Source organism: Aerosakkonema sp. BLCC-F183 (genome assembly GCF_041929145.1).
GTDB lineage: Bacteria > Cyanobacteriota > Cyanobacteriia > Cyanobacteriales > Aerosakkonemataceae > Aerosakkonema.
Window position 1 is genome coordinate 107,327 of sequence record NZ_JBHFNU010000044.1, and the last position, 16,658, is coordinate 123,984.

Sequence of the window (16,658 nt, forward strand, 5' to 3'; positions counted from 1 at the left end):
TCTGCATCTAAAAATTTCGTTATATCTTTTAAATGGAGGTAAGCGGACTCGAACCGCTGACATCCTGCTTGCAAAGCAGGCGCTCTACCAGCTGAGCTATACCCCCGAAACGGACTTTTTTTAAGCACTTCTGTTATCTTAGCTCTTCGCTTGCTTTTTTGTCAAGAGTCGAGCAAAAATTTTTTGGAAGCGCACCTTATTCAGAATAGCTCTGTTAAGTTATTTTGTAAAGTAGTACAGAAAAATTCGATCGGTGCGATTAAGGAAATGGGCCAAGTTGTTGCCGCTTTCTATAAATTTGTGAGATTGCCGGACTTTGCGGCGAAACGAGAGTTGTTGTTGTCGCACTGTCAAGCACAGGGTATCAAGGGGACAATTTTGTTAGCGGCAGAGGGGATTAACGGCACGATCGCAGGTGACCGGGAGGGGATAAACTCGGTGTTAGAGTTTTTGCGTTCCGATCCGCGCCTGGTTGACTTAGAGCATAAAGAATCCTATGCCGATTTTCCACCGTTCGATCGCATGAAGGTGCGCCTGAAGAAAGAAATCGTTACCTTGGGATTGCCGGACATCGATCCGCTTGTCCACGTAGGTACTTATGTCAGTCCGCAGGCGTGGAACGAGCTGATTTCCGATCCGGAAGTAATCGCGATCGACACCCGCAACGACTACGAAGTATCGATCGGCACTTTTAAAGGGGCAAAAAATCCACAAACTGCCTCATTTCGCGAATTTCCAGAATACGTTCGTCACAATCTCGATCCGAACAAACATAAAAAAGTCGCTTTATTTTGTACTGGTGGGATTCGCTGCGAAAAAGCCACCTCCTTTATGATTGCCCAAGGATTCTCCCAAGTTTATCACCTCAAAGGCGGTATTCTCAAGTATTTGGAGGAAGTTCCCCCAGAAGAAAGCCTCTGGGAAGGAGAATGTTTCGTATTTGACCAACGTGTCGCCCTCAGTCAGGGTCTGGAGTTGGGAACTCACGAAATGTGTTCCGCTTGCGGACATCCCATTTCTGAAGAAGATAAAAACTCGCCTGATTATCAGGAAGATGTTTCTTGTCCCCATTGTTTCGATCGACTCGCCGACCAACAGTGATTTTGGATTTGCGATCGAAAATGAGAAATCGCGTTTCTTTGTAATATGTTTCATTCTGTTTCAATCCCTGAAAGGGATTTTAGTGGTTTCCAACTTAGCTTCAATCACTTTGATGGGTTCCAGTTGGCGTTTCAATCCCTGAAAGGGATTTTAGTGGTTTCCAACCATAATTAATGTAATTGGTACTGTTGTTTCCGGAACGTTTCAATCCCTGAAAGGGATTTTAGTGGTTTCCAACCCCATCATACCTTTCAGGGCAAAAATATGCCAATTGGGAATGTTTCAATCCCTGAAAGGGATTTTAGTGGTTTCCAACCGAACTGCACCAATGGGGAAAAGATTCGTTGAGCGTTTCAATCCCTGAAAGGGATTTTAGTGGTTTCCAACTTCCAGGTTCAAGTCCTGGCTGTCTCTTTTTAAAGTTTCAATCCCTGAAAGGGATTTTAGTGGTTTCCAACGGAAGTAATAATGCAGTTGATAATCACGGATATTCGTTTCAATCCCTGAAAGGGATTTTAGTGGTTTCCAACCCTAGCTCTCATTCAGTAGAAAATGAGAAGCTATCAGTTTCAATCCCTGAAAGGGATTTTAGTGGTTTCCAACGCAAGCAAAGAGTTGGTAGCAACAGCAACCCCAGTGTTTCAATCCCTGAAAGGGATTTTAGTGGTTTCCAACATTATGAGGGCAAGGTAATTAGCTCTAAGGCGATCGTTTCAATCCCTGAAAGGGATTTTAGTGGTTTCCAACGTATGTGGGGGAGTGGCAGTGTGTACGCGCAAGCGTTTCAATCCCTGAAAGGGATTTTAGTGGTTTCCAACTTTGTGTGCGCCGCTAGCGGCATCGATCGCATCTTTCTTGCCGCCAGGAGTTTCAATCCCTGAAAGGGATTTTAGTGGTTTCCAACCTTGAAAGGCGTACAGCAGCCACCAGAAATTGATTTTGCTGTTTCAATCCCTGAAAGGGATTTTAGTGGTTTCCAACGGAACCAATAACACCGTGGATGTTGGTTGCAACGAGTTTCAATCCCTGAAAGGGATTTTAGTGGTTTCCAACCCTCTGGCATTGCCCATCCCGTTGCTGTGGTGGAGGTTTCAATCCCTGAAAGGGATTTTAGTGGTTTCCAACATTATTGTCATTTCTGATGTATCACTATCTCGTAGCCGTTTCAATCCCTGAAAGGGATTTTAGTGGTTTCCAACACTCACCACACCTGTAGTGTTTATCATCCCAGCCTGTAGTTTCAATCCCTGAAAGGGATTTTAGTGGTTTCCAACAATAGGTAGGCGATCGCTGTTAGTGTTGCTTTCAGCGTTTCAATCCCTGAAAGGGATTTTAGTGGTTTCCAACCCAATTACAAATGCTCAGCTTCGGTCAAAACTACCGTTTCAATCCCTGAAAGGGATTTTAGTGGTTTCCAACGCTTCTTAAGGTAATGGAAGATGCCGATATAGGAGGTTTCAATCCCTGAAAGGGATTTTAGTGGTTTCCAACAGCAGCCGGGAATGCCAGGGGATGCAATCAGGGCCGGTTTCAATCCCTGAAAGGGATTTTAGTGGTTTCCAACTGATTTTGACGGTATCAGTGGGGTAACGGGAACGGTGTTTCAATCCCTGAAAGGGATTTTAGTGGTTTCCAACTTAATTGGGGGATTCATTCACCAATTGAGGAAAAGTTTCAATCCCTGAAAGGGATTTTAGTGGTTTCCAACTGAAGGGATTCGATCGCTCCAATAATTGCCGGGAGTTTCAATCCCTGAAAGGGATTTTAGTGGTTTCCAACATCTGCTGCACCGTTCGCGATCGGAGCGAAATCGTTTCAATCCCTGAAAGGGATTTTAGTGGTTTCCAACGACTAAACCCAAAATGCCTGCAACCTTTATTACACGTTTCAATCCCTGAAAGGGATTTTAGTGGTTTCCAACGGAGTTGAAAGCTCCGGGTTAAGGACAAGGACAAGTAGTTTCAATCCCTGAAAGGGATTTTAGTGGTTTCCAACCTCTAGCTTGCACTTGCGATCGCTCCACTTCGAGAAAAAATGTTTCAATCCCTGAAAGGGATTTTAGTGGTTTCCAACCTACTAACAGACATTCAGAAAGCGATCGAGGAAGTTGTTTCAATCCCTGAAAGGGATTTTAGTGGTTTCCAACGCCTTCAATAGCTGATAGCAACGTACAGAAACTTTAACCACGTGTTTCAATCCCTGAAAGGGATTTTAGTGGTTTCCAACTCAGAGATAAATACAATGACTGGAATGAGCCAGCCGATGTTTCAATCCCTGAAAGGGATTTTAGTGGTTTCCAACAGTAAAAAACTTCTGCGATGGCAAGCTATTATACAGTTTCAATCCCTGAAAGGGATTTTAGTGGTTTCCAACCTTGACGCTCTAACCAGTCGATAATCTCGGTATTGTTTCAATCCCTGAAAGGGATTTTAGTGGTTTCCAACCGGGAACGGATGAAGCGCTTGAGTGGGATGGCAAAGATATGTTTCAATCCCTGAAAGGGATTTTAGTGGTTTCCAACGCAGTAAGGTTGTCTGGTGCGATCGTAGGCAAAGTTTCAATCCCTGAAAGGGATTTTAGTGGTTTCCAACATACCAAGGTATTTAGCGGAAATATCCGGCCTATGTCAGTTTCAATCCCTGAAAGGGATTTTAGTGGTTTCCAACAGTAGGATTTGCAGCCGGTCAGTTAGCTGGTAGCAGAAAAGTTTCAATCCCTGAAAGGGATTTTAGTGGTTTCCAACAACACAAGCTAACAAACCTACTCGTCAAGATAGAAGTTTCAATCCCTGAAAGGGATTTTAGTGGTTTCCAACGCTCCCAATAATCAATTTGAATTAATTACTGAGTGTTTCAATCCCTGAAAGGGATTTTAGTGGTTTCCAACCTGCTGCTCTTATTCTTAGTATTGCAGCCAATATGTTTCAATCCCTGAAAGGGATTTTAGTGGTTTCCAACTGCAACATCCTCAAACCCAGATAATATGAAGTTTTCAAGGTTCGTTTGCGACTACCGAGATAAAGAATAGCATTTCAGCAATCGGCTTGTAAAGCAGGCATCGAAATTTTTTCGTGAAACCCTTTGCTGGCAAGGGTTCCAGACACTGCGACTACCCCTTTCCACACCAAGGGCAGCCAAACGCTTAGCCAGAGAGGACTTCAGCCAAAATTTAGAGATTGCCAACCAAAACACCTCCACCCAGTCGCAGCGATACCCCTTGTCGATCGCACGGCTAACTCATTGTAATGAGAGAAAATTATTTCAGATGGATTGAGTGTATAACAACGGTGAAATTGGGGAAAAATCATCAACCTCTCTTTCTCCCCTGCTCCCCTGCTCCCCTGCTCCCCTGCTCCCCTGCCCCGCAGACATTTCGATCGCAAAGTCAGATAATCACATTTTGATTTATTTGTCAAGTATTCAACGCTACTAACTTGCCTGTGGCTGCATACAATATCAGCAGCGAATAGAGAGCGATCGAACCCTTATTCCCATGCGATCGCCAGCATCAATTATAATGAGAACCATTATAATTTTTGCAGTTAAGTCCGCTAAGATAAAAACCATGACCGTAACAACCACAAAACCTGAAAACGAAATTTTCGATCTTCCCAAACGGGGAATGCCAGTTACCATAATTACCGGATTTCTCGGCAGTGGGAAGACAACATTACTCAATCATATTTTGCAAAATTGCCAAAATTTAAAAGTCGCAGTTTTAGTGAATGAGTTTGGCGACATTAATATCGATAGTCAGTTGCTTGTCTCCGTAGATGAAGATATGATGGAACTGAGCAATGGCTGTATTTGTTGCACGATTAACGATGGCTTGGTCAACGCAGTTTACAGCGTGCTGGAAAAGAGCGATCGCATCGACTACTTAGTCATAGAAACGACAGGTGTTGCCGATCCGTTGCCGATTATTATGACATTTTTAGCAACAGAATTGCGAGAACTGACGCGACTCGATTCGGTTTTAACAGTTGTAGATTCCGAAACATTTACACCAGAGCATTTCGAGAGCGATGCAGCTATTAATCAAGTTGCCTACGGCGATATCATTTTACTCAACAAAACCGATTTAGTCCCAGAACAAAAACTTAAGGAACTGGAAGACTACATCGGCAGTGTCAAAAATGAGGCCAGAATATTGCGATCGCAATATGGCAAAGTTCAACTGCCTTTAATTCTTGATGTTGAACTTTCTCAACCAGACTCATATTCTACCACAAAAGCAACCGATACTCACCATCATCACGAACACGAACACGATGGCGAACACGACCATCACCATCATCATTCAGACCACTTAGCAAATGATGGTTTTATGTCGGTGTCATTTCAAAGCGATCGACCTTTCATCGTCGATAAATTTCAAAACTTTTTGACAGACCAAATCTCTAAAAATGTTTTCCGCGCCAAGGGAATCGTTTGGTTTAAAGAAAGTAATCTCCGCTATATCTTTCAGCTTAGCGGCAAAAGATATGACATGAACACAGATGAATGGCCGACGAAAAAGCGCAGCAATCAGCTAGTTTTCATCGGGCGAAATTTGCCAGCAGATGAAATTCGAGATTTATTACACAAATGTTTAGCAAGCTGAGAATGTCAAGATTCATCAATAATTTACAATATTGATGAATCGAAACATAATTTTTGATATTTAACCATAAGTACGCAGCCGAAAAATCTATTTTTTGTTTGTTGGTAGCGGCCAAAATACACTTACTAATCATTGCTTGAGATGTTTGGTTCGATCGCAATCAGTTAACTTGCTAAGTCAAAATAAATTATCTCTCTAGATATAGCTGCTTCATTGCCAAGCCAAACTTTAGGCAGAGACACTAGCCTTGGCTTTTTGCTAAACATAGGAGTATGGCCTTTTGAGTAAATAAATCTCAACAATGCCAAGGTTTTTGTTTATCCACATATTACTTACATGGTCGAACAATATCGGCAAAATAGGAGTCTGGGAAATGATTGGCTATTTACTGATTAGGCAGAGGTAAATTATATGTATAATGGTGAAACAGGCATACAAAATACGCCGAAAGAAATAACTTATGCGTCGAGAATCATCAGTAGCAGCAAACAGGATGGCGCAAAATCTGATGTAGTAAGCGCTCCCGATGCCGCAATATTTTCGCTTCCGTTGGCGCTGATTGTCTCCTGCGCGGTTGTGTTCTTAATGATGTATAAAAAATGGACGCTTGGCAGGCATGAAATTCCTTTTTCCGTCAAGCGATCGCAGCACATACCTTGCCGGAATTGTCAATATTTTTCAGGCAACTATCATCTCAAATGTGCGGTACACCCTGAGACCGCTCTAACTGAAGAAGCAAAGGATTGCTCTGACTACTTGCCTCAAAATGAAAAATCTTAGCAGTGAATATAATTTTAAACCGATTGCTGTCCTATAGCTACACTTTTGAGAATTTCCAGGGGGCCAAACTCTTTTAAAACTTTCATTTGTTCCTCATTGCGAACTAACAAAGCACCCGCAAATCCCAAAGAATTAATCGGGATGGATTGAAAATGCTCTTGCGATCGCGGTACAATTAACATCCATTCCCGCGTAGAGAGCAAATTGTAAGCACCAGTCGGCGAATTGCCGCCATTGCTGCGATCGTTTAGCAAACCAACTGCACGTAACAAGTTAAGATAGCACTCCAGCGTCACTTTTGCAGCTGCTTGCGGAGATGAGATTTCATGGCGATCGAATTTAACTAAAGCGTGGACAAACGGAAAACTGGGTATCCTCTCCACAACTCCTTCCCAGATAGCAGTCCCCAGCATCGGTGCGATCGGCATTTTTTCTCCGCTGGGAGATAGCGGTAAAGGAACCCATTGCAAATGCTTGTGTCGCTGACTTGCGCCTGCAATCTTGCCAGAATTATAGAAAGCCAAACCGTCAATTTCATCCAGCACCACCCACATCGCCTCAAAATCTTCTAAAGTCAGCAAACTTTCCTGTTCTTCAAAAGCGCGGGTGACAATTAACAGGTGATGTTCGACAACGTTAAATTTATTCAGCAAACACAAGTGAGTATCAGAAATATCGGTAACAAACAAATCTTTATCGTATGGTAGAAAAGGATTGAATTCCTTACTAGAAGTATTGCTATTTTTGGAAACGCTTTTTTTAGCAGCATCTTTACGTACCAGATTCGATATAATCCGCACCAAGAAATTAATCCCTTCTGCTTCTACATACTCGTACTCGGTGGGAATCGTTTCCAGAGCGCCACAGTTAATCCCGCGTTCTGTCTGCTTGATGACTAGATCCCATAAAATACCGGGTTCTAGCTGAATTTTCCCTGATGAAATTGACATTTCCTTTGGCATAGTCGATAAATTTCAGGTTTGATATTGGCAATCAGCTAAAATTCTTACCTGCTATAAAGTCAGGTCGTGACTGTTGATTACGCTGCAATTTATTTTCCAATTCTTGCCAATCTTCGCGCTCGATATCAGCAATCAAGCCATCAAGACTTTGGCGATATTGTTGAAGACTTCGCAACAAAGCATCGCGATTATACCGCGCCATCATTACCCCTAACTCCGGATTTCCGCCTCCTACCCTACTGGTATCGCGAAAGCCAGAACTAGCCAAATTTTGCGCTAGTTCCAACACATTGGAATTTGTTTCGCTCATACAAGCATCGATCAAACCAGCACTTACCATCACGGGTAAATGAGAAATCCAAGCCACAGCTTTATCGTGGTCTTCCGGACGGCAGATATAAAATTTTGCTTGCAGCGATCGCACAATTTCTTCTACTACTTTGACCGCATTTGCAGGCGTAGTTTCTGTCGGTGTCAGCACATAAGGATTGCCAGCAAATAAATTAGATAAAGCCGCATCCAAACCACTTTCGGCTGTACCGGCCATCGGATGTCCGCCCACAAAATTAGGCCAAATTGGTGCTAAAGCTTTCACAACCGGTGTTTTAACCGAACCTACATCGGTCACGATTGTGTTGGCAGAAAGGTGAGGAATTAACGCCTCAAAAGTCGGAATAATCGCTCCCAAAGGAGTGCAAATAAAGACAAGATCGGCGTCAGCGAGCAAAGACAAATTTACGGTAGCATCATCGACAATTTGGCGTGCGATCGCCTCCTGACAAGTTCGATCGCGACGGCTGACACCCAAAACTCGATGGCCTAGACTACGCAAGTCCAACGCCAGGGAACCACCAATCAATCCCAATCCGACAATACCAATTTTCATCTAATTTTCGATTACAGATAATACCTGACAGTAGTAACTACCCGACTTTTGTGAGCGCGTAAAGCTGCTTTTAAGAATATGGCAGTTTGGTTGTGCAATATGCCTTCCCACCAATTCGCCGTGACAAAAGACGGAATAATTACCGTGGATAAAACGCCTGGGTGCTTATCTTCAAAATCGCTGACAAAATCGACAAGAGTTCTAATTACCGAGCGATAGGGAGAGTCCACAATTACCAGCGGAATATCTGCTTCTAGCTGTTGCCATCGCCTTTGTAGTTTTTCGCGATCGGTAGTACCGATATCAACATGAACCGCCACAATTTCATCGGCAATACTGCGTGCATACTCCAGTGCTTGAATCGTCCCTCGGTTTAATTGACCGACCACAACTACCGCCGGGTGAGTAGCGACTTCCGCTTTCGGTCTGCGAATATAACTGCGAGGCGCTACTCCCTGAATGCTCAGCCGTTCTGCTACATATTTATAGTGACGGCGAATAGCTAAAAATAAGTTCACAACCAAAGGAATTGCCACCACCACTAACCAAGCTCCCTCTAGGAATTTAGTCGCCACAATTACAGCAAGAACAACTGTAGTAGCAATAGCACCTATACCGTTCATCAAGGCGCTTGCTCTCCAACCGGAAGTTTTTTCTTGGAACCAGTGGCGCACCATTCCCGCTTGCGAGAGGGTAAAAGAAGTGAACACACCTACCGCATACAGCGGAATAATCGCGTTAACTTGCCCTTTAAACACAACGATCAAAATTGCGGCAAACAGACTGAGAATATAAATCCCATTGGAATAAACCAGACGATCGCCCAATAATGCTAATTGTCGCGGCAAAAATCCATCGCGAGCTAAAAAGTAACAAAGTCTGGGAAAGTCCGCAAAGCTGGTATTAGCCGCTAAAAGTAAGATTAATAGCGTGGCTATCTGGATAAAGTAATAAAATGGGTGATGTTCGCCTAAAATCTGGCGACCCAACAAAGAAACTACCGTTTCTCCTTCCTGTGGAACAATGCGGTAGGCATTTGCCAAAAGAGTGATACCCAAGAACATAATGCCTAGAATTTCGCCCATATACAACAATGTGAGGCGGGCATTTTTCCACTCAGGACGCTTAAAAGCTAAAACTCCATCAGATATAGCTTCCACTCCTGTCAGTGCCGTACAACCCCTAGAAAAGGCGTTCAAAACGAAAAATAAACTCACCGATTCTTTGGCCGGAATATTTGGGTAATTTGCAGGTACCTGACCTGTAAACTGTTGGTAAAAGCCAATACCAATCAGGATAAAAATACTGAAAATAAACGCATAAGTGGGAATCATAAATAGCCGACCCGATTCTCTTACCCCCCTCAAATTCGCTACCATGATTAAGAAAATAAAAATCAAACAAAGTTCGACCGTGAACGATCGCAGCTGGGGAATAGCTGAGGTTAAAGCAGCTGTGCCGGCGGACACGCTCACCGTCACCGTCAGAATATAATCGATCATCAAAGAAGCGCCCGCCACCAGTCCCGGAATTAGGCCCAAGTTCTCGCGAGCGACAATGTAGGAGCCACCACCTTTAGGGTAGGCGCGGATCGTCTGCCGGTAGGAAAGCACGACAATTCCCAGCAAAAGGACGATCGCGACAGCAATTGGTAAAGACCACACCAAAGCAGCACTTCCGGCAGTTACCAGCACCAGTAAAATTTCTTCTGTGGCGTAAGCTACAGAAGAAAGCGCATCAGAAGAAAGAACCGCCAATGCAGCAGCTTTACTCAATCTTTCTTCGTCATGAGCGCTAGTTGGTAAAGATTCACCCACTAGAAATCGTTTAAGTTGAGAAAAGAAGGACATACACAGTCCACCGATAAGATCGCTCTTTCTAGTCTACGGGAGTGTGGATTGACTGATTAGCACTGCGAGCATATCGCGGTTAACAATTAAAACAGGAATATAAAACTGTTTGTGAGGCAGTCTTGATGTTCCTGCTACTAGCGGCATCCAAAGCAGCTGTAGTCTACACCAGATAGCGGTAACGTTTGGGCCCCGAAAGCGCGAGCCGTTGACTGGCTCTTTCCAGCACCACTGCCAGTGAACTAAATTAGATTGCACCAATTACAGGCGGACTATCCGCTTTTTTCTTGCCAGCCAATCTCGAAATGCCATCTTTAGTCTGCCAATCTGTTCTGGGTCTAAAATGCCAATATTTATACATGGTTGGCCATCGATCGCATCTGCGGACACCCGACCCTTCCAGTTGTATCCATCTAGCCTGTATGTTTGCAAGGTAGCCTAATGCAAGTAGAAGAATTTCTAAAAAAATACGCAGCAGGAGAGCGAAACTTTACTGCTGTTAACCTAAGTGAGGCCAATTTAAGCGGCGTTAACCTCAGTGGCGCAAATTTAAGCGAAGCCAACCTGAGCATATCAAATCTCAGCGGTGCTAATCTCAGCGAAGCCAATCTAAGTCTGGCAAAACTCAATGTCGCCAGACTCAGTGGAGCCAATCTTACCAATGCTAATTTAAATGGAGCTATCCTCAATGTAGCCAATTTAGTTCGAGCCGATTTAGCTGGTGCAGAACTCAAGCAAGCTTCTCTGATCAGAGCCGAACTGATCCGCGCCGAACTGAGTGGGGCCAACCTCAGCGGTGCTATCCTCACAGGAGCGGATCTGGGAGAGGCAAGGCTCAGACTCGCCAATCTCAATAACGCTAACCTGAGCGAAGCCAATCTTCGGGCTACCTGTCTGACTTCAGCCAGTTTAGAACAAGCTAACTTGCACGGATCTGACTTGGCGCGGGCTGACCTCAGCGGTGCTGACCTCCGAGGTGCGGAACTCAGACAAACCAATCTCGGTCTGGCTGACCTTAGCGGTGCTGACTTGAGCGGTGCCAATCTGCGATGGGCTGACCTGAGCAGTGTAAATTTGAGATGGGCTAACTTGAGTGAGGCCAAGTTGAGTGGAGCGAACTTGAGCGGAGCCGATTTGAGCAATGCTAACTTATTAAATGCTAGTCTGGTTCATGCGGATTTAACTCAAGCCAATCTGATCCGGGCAGATTGGGTTGGTGCAGATTTAACGGGTGCAACTTTAACCGGGGCTAAACTCTATGCTGTTTCGCGCTTCGGTCTGAAAACAGAAGGCATGAGCTGCGAGTGGGTTGATTTAAGCCCGGATGGCGATCGCTCGCAAATTTACCGTCTCAGTGCCGAAGAAGCGCGTAAGTTCTTTCATCAAACATTACCTGCCGTCCGCATTATTGTCGATGCTCCTTTGGATAGAGAAGCTAACTTTGCTTTAGCTGCGATTTATTATCAGTTCGCTCAAGAATATCCTAGCCTAAATCGGCCTCCCAGTATTGAAGTGGGCGAACGCAGAACTACTATCATTTTGCGGATAGATAGTGACGAGCAATTATTTCCGACTGCTTATGTCGCTATTTCTCCTTTTGATGACGCATCTGCCACTCAGGAAAACATTATGACTTTGCTCCAAATGGTTCGGGAACAAGATGTAGAAAGTCTTACCGTACAAGAAAAAAATCAACTTCAACAACTTAGCGGCGATCTCATAGAATTAATCAATAAAATTCATAAAAGTAAATTCTTAAAATTTTTCCCCAAAAATTTAAAGAAAACTAAGTTTTTTCAATCGGCAACTCAAACAATTTTGAATAATTCTAATGACAGATTGTTGAATATATACCACCATCCTACTTTTGGAAAAAGGTTTATTACAGGCGGAGCTATTGAAAGCTCAGCCCAAAAAATACCTATCAATAAAAACAAGTTATCTTTACCCTCCATTAATGCACTCTACGACTTTATCAAAAGTTTTCCTTGAAGTCTAGACATTGGCAAAGAGTAAAATCTCTCTTTGCTTGTAAAATATGTATAAAATATTCGTTACAAGGCCGATTAAAAAAATCAAATTTTCTTTGAAATAGCCGATATTATGGATAAGGCAGCCCTAATGGAAGTGCAAGAAATTTTAAACAGATACACAGCCGGAGAAAGAAATTTTGCCGCTCTCAACCTCAGTGAGGCAAACCTCAGCGCTGTCAACCTCAGCGGTGCAAATTTGAGCGGGGTCAACCTCAGCGTAGCAAACCTCAGCGGTGCAAATTTGAGCGGGGTCAACCTCAGCGGTGCAAAACTCAACGTCGCCAGACTCAGCGGTGCCAATCTCACCCAGGCTAACCTAAACAGAGCTGTACTCAACGTAGCTAACCTAATTCGCGCAGACTTAGGTGCAGCCGAACTCATTCAAGCGGCTTTAATCAGAGCAGAACTGATCCGAGCCGAACTCAGCAGGGCAAATCTGAGCGGGGCAAACCTGACCAGTGCCGATCTTAGAGAAGCAAAACTCAGACAAGCCAATCTCAGTCGCGCTAATTTAAGTGGAGCTAATGTCAGGGGTGCTAGTTTAACAGCAGCTAACTTGGAGGGTGCAAATTTACACGGTGCTGATATCAGTCGCACTGACCTGACTGGCGCTAACCTCAGAGATGCCGAACTCAGACAAACTAATCTTAGTTGCGCTAACTTGAGTGGAGCCAACTTGAGCGGTGCTAATTTGAGATGGGCCGATCTCAGCGGCGCTAATTTGAGATGGGCCGATCTCAGCGATGCTAAATTGAGCGGTGCTAATTTAATTGGGGCAGATTTAAGTAATGCCAATTTACTGAATGCCAGCTTGGTTCATGCAGATCTTACCCAAGCACGATTGATTCGGGCAGATTGGACTGGTGCCGATTTATCAGGAGCGGTTTTAACCGGGGCAAAACTTTATGCTGTTTCGCGATTCGGTCTGAAAACTGAGGGTTTGACCTGCGAGTGGGTAGATTTGAGTCCGGAAGGCGATCGCTCTCAGGTATACCGCCTCAGCGCCGACGAAGCGCGAAAGTTTTTTCATCAAACCTTACCGACAGTCCAAATAATTATTGACGCGCCCTTAGACCACGCCTCCCACTTTACCTTGGCTTCTTGTTACCATAAAATTAATCAGCAATTTCCGCTACTTTCCCAACCACCCAGTATTAAAGTTGGCCGCCGGCGTACTCTGCTAACATTTGTGATAGATAACGATAACCATTTATTTTCTACTGCTTATGTTGCCATTCTGCCGTTTGCAGATAGCGAACATACCCAAAAAAATATCATTGTCTTGATGCAGATGCTGCAATCTCAAGAAATGGATAATTTGGGTCTGAAAGAACCCGAACGTTTCCAAAAATTAAGTGCCATCCTTATTCAAGGATTGAGTAAGATTTTTGCGCTCAAATTGTTAAAAAATAGCTTCGATATTGAAAATACCAAATTTTTTCAATCTCCTACGCAAACCGTACTGACCAATTCTAGCGATCAAACCTTGAACATATACCATCACCCTCGGTTTGGCAAACGTTTTGTGAAACCATCAAGCTTTGCCAATCCAGATCAAATAACCTCAATTGAGCCTGTAAAGTATACTCTACCTTCGGCCAGCGTAGTCGTCGATTTCATCAAAAACTTTCCTTACATGGAAAAATAATTAACTGGAGTAAAAATTTATTAAAATAAGTAAAGAGAAACTTAAAGCTGGCAACATTGCCCTTGAGTTGGGAGGAAAAGAAAAGGGATGAACGCATGGAGCGATCGCTTTAAGCAGATGATGGGCCGCACTCGGTTCGTGGTCTGTCGCATATTTATCCATCTAGCAGGCGAACAAGTCGCCCCCGTACTGGGTGTCCTCAATCGGGTGGGAAGAGAGGCAATTGACGCCGAAGGCGACTTACAAATTGTGGGCGAAGGACTCGTACAAATATGCGAAAACTTGTTGCAGTACGATACATACTGGACATCTGCTGCTAATGAAGGCAACGTATTTTGGAACGAAGGCGAAGCAGGCGACGAGTTTACCAACTTGTTTACCGACTCGGCCCAACGCTACAAAAGCGGCGAACCAGACCTGAGCGGCTCATATGGTAGAGCAAACGACCCCTTATACCTGTCAGTCACTCGGAATCTGATTGTCATGATTACGGTAGCCTATGAAGGTGAAACCGCACAGCTAGAAACCGATCTTGCTGATATGAATGCCCTCAGAGCGGGTTTGAAAAAATTGATCGACCTGCACTATCAAGGCACTCTGCGGGCTATCCAAGTTCACTGGTCGCCCGCTCAATTGGGAGACGAGCTGACTTCCGACCAGCTTTTGCAGCATTTTCCAGAATTAATACCTCTTTGACGGACATCATAGTAAGTAGGAGACTTGCTTTACCTGGCTTGTTGCGAAATTGTCACGATCTTTGATAAATCTGCAATGCGTAAATTTACCATCTTCTTTCTGGCTCTGACCTTGTGCCTCACAACAGTTGCTTGTGGCGGCAACAACAACACAACCAGAACCTACAATCAGAACATTCCCACCCAGTCTACTCCCACCAAGATAAACGATGGTGAGTATCCCGTGCAGCAGGCTAGCTATAACGATGTCAATGGCGAATACAGCTTGTTGTTGCTCAATACTCCACCCGGTACTCCCGCGAACTACCGCTCTAGAGAGTTAGCAATGGCAAGGCTGACGCCGGAGGAGGTATCTGCCGGGAAAAAGAGCTATCTGAAGGTGGAGAACGGTAAACCATCCTTCTACTTAACGGAAGACTTCAAAATCGAATATATCCACACCGTCACTGAAACCCGGCCAGATCCCCAAACCGGACAACCTCAAACCGTAATCGTGCGCCAAGAAAGCGGCGGCTTCTGGGCACCCTTTGCCGGTGCTTTGGCGGGGAATATCGTGGGCAATATGCTATTCAGACCGCAGTACTATGTCCCGCCAGTCTATCAACCGGGCACGAGCGTGATGACCGGTTATGGTGGCTATGGCAGCACGTATAACCAAGCGGTGACACATTACCAAACTCGTTACCAAGCGCCCCCACCGGCGGTGAAGAATCAACAAACTCTACGCACTACCGGTAATATCAGAAACTATTCTTCCGGCCAACCTTCCAGCAAACCTTCTGGGACAAGCACAAGCGATCGCCCCACAGGTTCCGGTTTTGGTTCCAGCACCCTGCGACAGTCCGGCAAATCCACTACTCCATCCTCTCGCCCCAGTTTTGGCAGCGGCGGACGTTCCTCCTTTGGTTCTGGCAGTCGGCGCAGTGCCGGTTTCGGTAGCAGACGACGGTAGAAAAAGTCAAAAGTTAAAAGTCAAAAGTCAAAAAGAAGACTGAGTGGGGAGCGGGGGAGTAGGGGAGCCGAAGAATTAATATTTTGACTTTTCCCCTTTTCCCTTTCCCTCCTCCCTCTCCTTCTTATTTTTGACTGAGTGACTTTTGACTTTTGACTTCCCCTGGCCCCCTCAAATCTTGTAACGGACTATGTTAACTTTTTTATAGAAGATGAGTGCCGCAAAACTAATCTTGGGGCCAACAGATTGGCAGCGCGGCTCTCCACTCAGATAACAGCCTGCCAAAAATCAAGCACAGACTCGATTTTCAGTCTCCCGTGGTATGGCATACTATCCTAAAGCAAAGATAAGGTTGGCTTCTCAATTACCCTATCCCTTCTCAGGAGATTGGGAAACGCGAAAACGGCAATAAATTTTTTAGGAACTCTTGCTTCATGTTTACTAAGCAGGTAACGGACTCTAAAGTATACAACTGGTTTCAGGAACGTCTAGAAATTCAGGCGTTGGCTGATGACGTATCCAGCAAGTACGTTCCTCCCCACGTCAATATCTTTTATTGCCTGGGCGGGATTACCCTGGTTTGCTTTATCATCCAGTTCGCGACTGGATTTGCAATGACTTTCTACTATAAGCCGACTGTTACCGAAGCTTTTAACTCGGTGCAGTACATTATGACGGAAGTCAACTTTGGCTGGCTGATTCGCTCCATTCACCGCTGGTCTGCCAGTATGATGGTGCTGATGATGGTTTTACACGTTTTCCGAGTATATTTAACCGGTGGTTTTAAAAAGCCCCGCGAATTGACTTGGGTAACTGGTGTCATCCTGGCAGTGATCACCGTTTCTTTCGGTGTGACCGGCTACTCTCTGCCTTGGGATCAAATCGGTTACTGGGCGGTGAAAATTGTTAGCGGTGTTCCCGAAGCAATTCCAGTTGTAGGCACCCTGATTGCTGACCTGTTGCGTGGTGGTTCTAGCGTCGGTCAAGCAACCTTGACTCGCTACTACAGCGCCCACACCTTTGTTCTGCCGTGGCTAATTGCCGTCTTCATGCTGTTACACTTCTTGATGATTCGCAAGCAAGGTATTTCTGGCCCCTTGTAAGATAGTCAGAAGTTAAACTGCATTTTTATAAGCCTGACAGAGGAGA

12 protein-coding genes, 1 tRNA gene and 1 CRISPR repeat array are annotated in these 16,658 nt (G+C 44.7%); of the genes, 8 read left to right on the forward strand and 5 right to left on the reverse strand.

Translation table 11 applies throughout. The features are described 5' to 3' along the window. Window positions 1-33: 33 nt before the first annotated feature. A tRNA-Ala gene (locus tag ACE1CD_RS11865) sits at window positions 34-106 on the reverse strand. Window positions 107-267: 161 nt separating this feature from the next. Here ACE1CD_RS11865 and ACE1CD_RS11870 point away from each other — a divergent pair. The 3 genes from ACE1CD_RS11870 (at window position 268) to ACE1CD_RS11880 (ending at window position 6,483) form a co-directional block, all read left to right on the forward strand. After that, a complete protein-coding gene (locus ACE1CD_RS11870; RefSeq protein WP_374824431.1) occupies window positions 268-1,101 on the forward strand; it encodes a rhodanese-related sulfurtransferase in 834 nt (277 codons plus the stop codon). 57 nt (window positions 1,102-1,158) lie between these two features. Beyond that, window positions 1,159-4,058: direct repeats of the CRISPR family, unit length 37 nt; unit sequence GTTTCAATCCCTGAAAGGGATTTTAGTGGTTTCCAAC. 607 nt (window positions 4,059-4,665) lie between these two features. Continuing rightward, window positions 4,666-5,703: a CobW family GTP-binding protein gene (locus tag ACE1CD_RS11875; RefSeq protein ID WP_374824207.1), complete on the forward strand. Its 1,038-nt coding sequence runs from the start codon at window positions 4,666-4,668 to the stop codon at window positions 5,701-5,703. Between the two features lie 411 nt (window positions 5,704-6,114). Next, complete coding sequence (locus tag ACE1CD_RS11880; protein WP_374824210.1) at window positions 6,115-6,483, forward strand: hypothetical protein; 369 nt, start codon at window positions 6,115-6,117, stop codon at window positions 6,481-6,483. A gap of 14 nt (window positions 6,484-6,497) precedes the next feature. Here the strand turns inward: ACE1CD_RS11880 and ACE1CD_RS11885 are convergent, their stop codons facing one another. The 4 genes from ACE1CD_RS11885 to ACE1CD_RS11900 all read right to left on the reverse strand — a co-directional run bounded on the left by ACE1CD_RS11885 (window position 6,498) and on the right by ACE1CD_RS11900 (window position 10,613). Beyond that, the gene (locus tag ACE1CD_RS11885) at window positions 6,498-7,445 is read right to left on the reverse strand and encodes a phosphorylase (RefSeq protein WP_374824213.1); all 948 of its coding nucleotides are present in this window, start codon (window positions 7,443-7,445) and stop codon (window positions 6,498-6,500) included. A gap of 31 nt (window positions 7,446-7,476) precedes the next feature. Continuing rightward, window positions 7,477-8,331: a prephenate/arogenate dehydrogenase gene (locus tag ACE1CD_RS11890; protein WP_374824215.1), complete on the reverse strand. Its 855-nt coding sequence runs from the start codon at window positions 8,329-8,331 to the stop codon at window positions 7,477-7,479. A gap of 11 nt (window positions 8,332-8,342) precedes the next feature. Continuing rightward, entirely contained in the window at window positions 8,343-10,181 is a 1,839-nt protein-coding gene (locus ACE1CD_RS11895; protein WP_374796021.1) for an APC family permease, read from the reverse strand. Window positions 10,182-10,442: 261 nt separating this feature from the next. Next, window positions 10,443-10,613, reverse strand: a complete 171-nt coding sequence (locus ACE1CD_RS11900) for a hypothetical protein (RefSeq protein ID WP_374796022.1) — start codon at window positions 10,611-10,613, stop codon at window positions 10,443-10,445. A gap of 9 nt (window positions 10,614-10,622) precedes the next feature. Here ACE1CD_RS11900 and ACE1CD_RS11905 point away from each other — a divergent pair, with 9 nt between their 5' ends. From ACE1CD_RS11905 to petB, 5 genes are all read left to right on the forward strand, one after another. Beyond that, window positions 10,623-12,173 (forward strand): pentapeptide repeat-containing protein, encoded by a 1,551-nt coding sequence (locus ACE1CD_RS11905; protein ID WP_374796023.1) that lies wholly within the window; start codon window positions 10,623-10,625, stop codon window positions 12,171-12,173. A gap of 129 nt (window positions 12,174-12,302) precedes the next feature. Continuing rightward, on the forward strand, window positions 12,303-13,862 hold the full coding sequence (locus tag ACE1CD_RS11910; protein ID WP_374796062.1) for a pentapeptide repeat-containing protein: 1,560 nt from the start codon (window positions 12,303-12,305) through the stop codon (window positions 13,860-13,862). 87 nt (window positions 13,863-13,949) lie between these two features. Further along, complete coding sequence (locus ACE1CD_RS11915) at window positions 13,950-14,558, forward strand: DUF1517 domain-containing protein (RefSeq protein WP_374796024.1); 609 nt, start codon at window positions 13,950-13,952, stop codon at window positions 14,556-14,558. A 75-nt stretch (window positions 14,559-14,633) separates the two neighbouring features. Continuing rightward, a complete protein-coding gene (locus tag ACE1CD_RS11920; RefSeq protein ID WP_374796025.1) occupies window positions 14,634-15,509 on the forward strand; it encodes a hypothetical protein in 876 nt (291 codons plus the stop codon). A gap of 434 nt (window positions 15,510-15,943) precedes the next feature. Continuing rightward, complete coding sequence (gene petB / locus ACE1CD_RS11925) at window positions 15,944-16,612, forward strand: cytochrome b6 (protein ID WP_374796026.1); 669 nt, start codon at window positions 15,944-15,946, stop codon at window positions 16,610-16,612. Window positions 16,613-16,658: the final 46 nt, after the last annotated feature.

Excerpts from the sequence above, each read along its gene's own strand:
- ACE1CD_RS11880 (WP_374824210.1), top strand. The coding sequence starts at position 6,115 with ATGTATAATGGTGAAACAGGCATACAAAATACGCCGAAAGAAATAACT.
- ACE1CD_RS11920 (WP_374796025.1), top strand. The coding sequence starts at position 14,634 with ATGCGTAAATTTACCATCTTCTTTCTGGCTCTGACCTTGTGCCTCACA.
- ACE1CD_RS11885 (WP_374824213.1), bottom strand. The coding sequence starts at position 7,445 with ATGCCAAAGGAAATGTCAATTTCATCAGGGAAAATTCAGCTAGAACCC.
- ACE1CD_RS11890 (WP_374824215.1), bottom strand. The coding sequence starts at position 8,331 with ATGAAAATTGGTATTGTCGGATTGGGATTGATTGGTGGTTCCCTGGCG.
- ACE1CD_RS11910 (WP_374796062.1), top strand. The coding sequence starts at position 12,303 with ATGGAAGTGCAAGAAATTTTAAACAGATACACAGCCGGAGAAAGAAAT.
- ACE1CD_RS11870 (WP_374824431.1), top strand. The coding sequence starts at position 268 with ATGGGCCAAGTTGTTGCCGCTTTCTATAAATTTGTGAGATTGCCGGAC.
- petB (WP_374796026.1), top strand. The coding sequence starts at position 15,944 with ATGTTTACTAAGCAGGTAACGGACTCTAAAGTATACAACTGGTTTCAG.
- ACE1CD_RS11915 (WP_374796024.1), top strand. The coding sequence starts at position 13,950 with ATGAACGCATGGAGCGATCGCTTTAAGCAGATGATGGGCCGCACTCGG.
- ACE1CD_RS11895 (WP_374796021.1), bottom strand. The coding sequence starts at position 10,181 with ATGTCCTTCTTTTCTCAACTTAAACGATTTCTAGTGGGTGAATCTTTA.
- ACE1CD_RS11875 (WP_374824207.1), top strand. The coding sequence starts at position 4,666 with ATGACCGTAACAACCACAAAACCTGAAAACGAAATTTTCGATCTTCCC.
- ACE1CD_RS11905 (WP_374796023.1), top strand. The coding sequence starts at position 10,623 with ATGCAAGTAGAAGAATTTCTAAAAAAATACGCAGCAGGAGAGCGAAAC.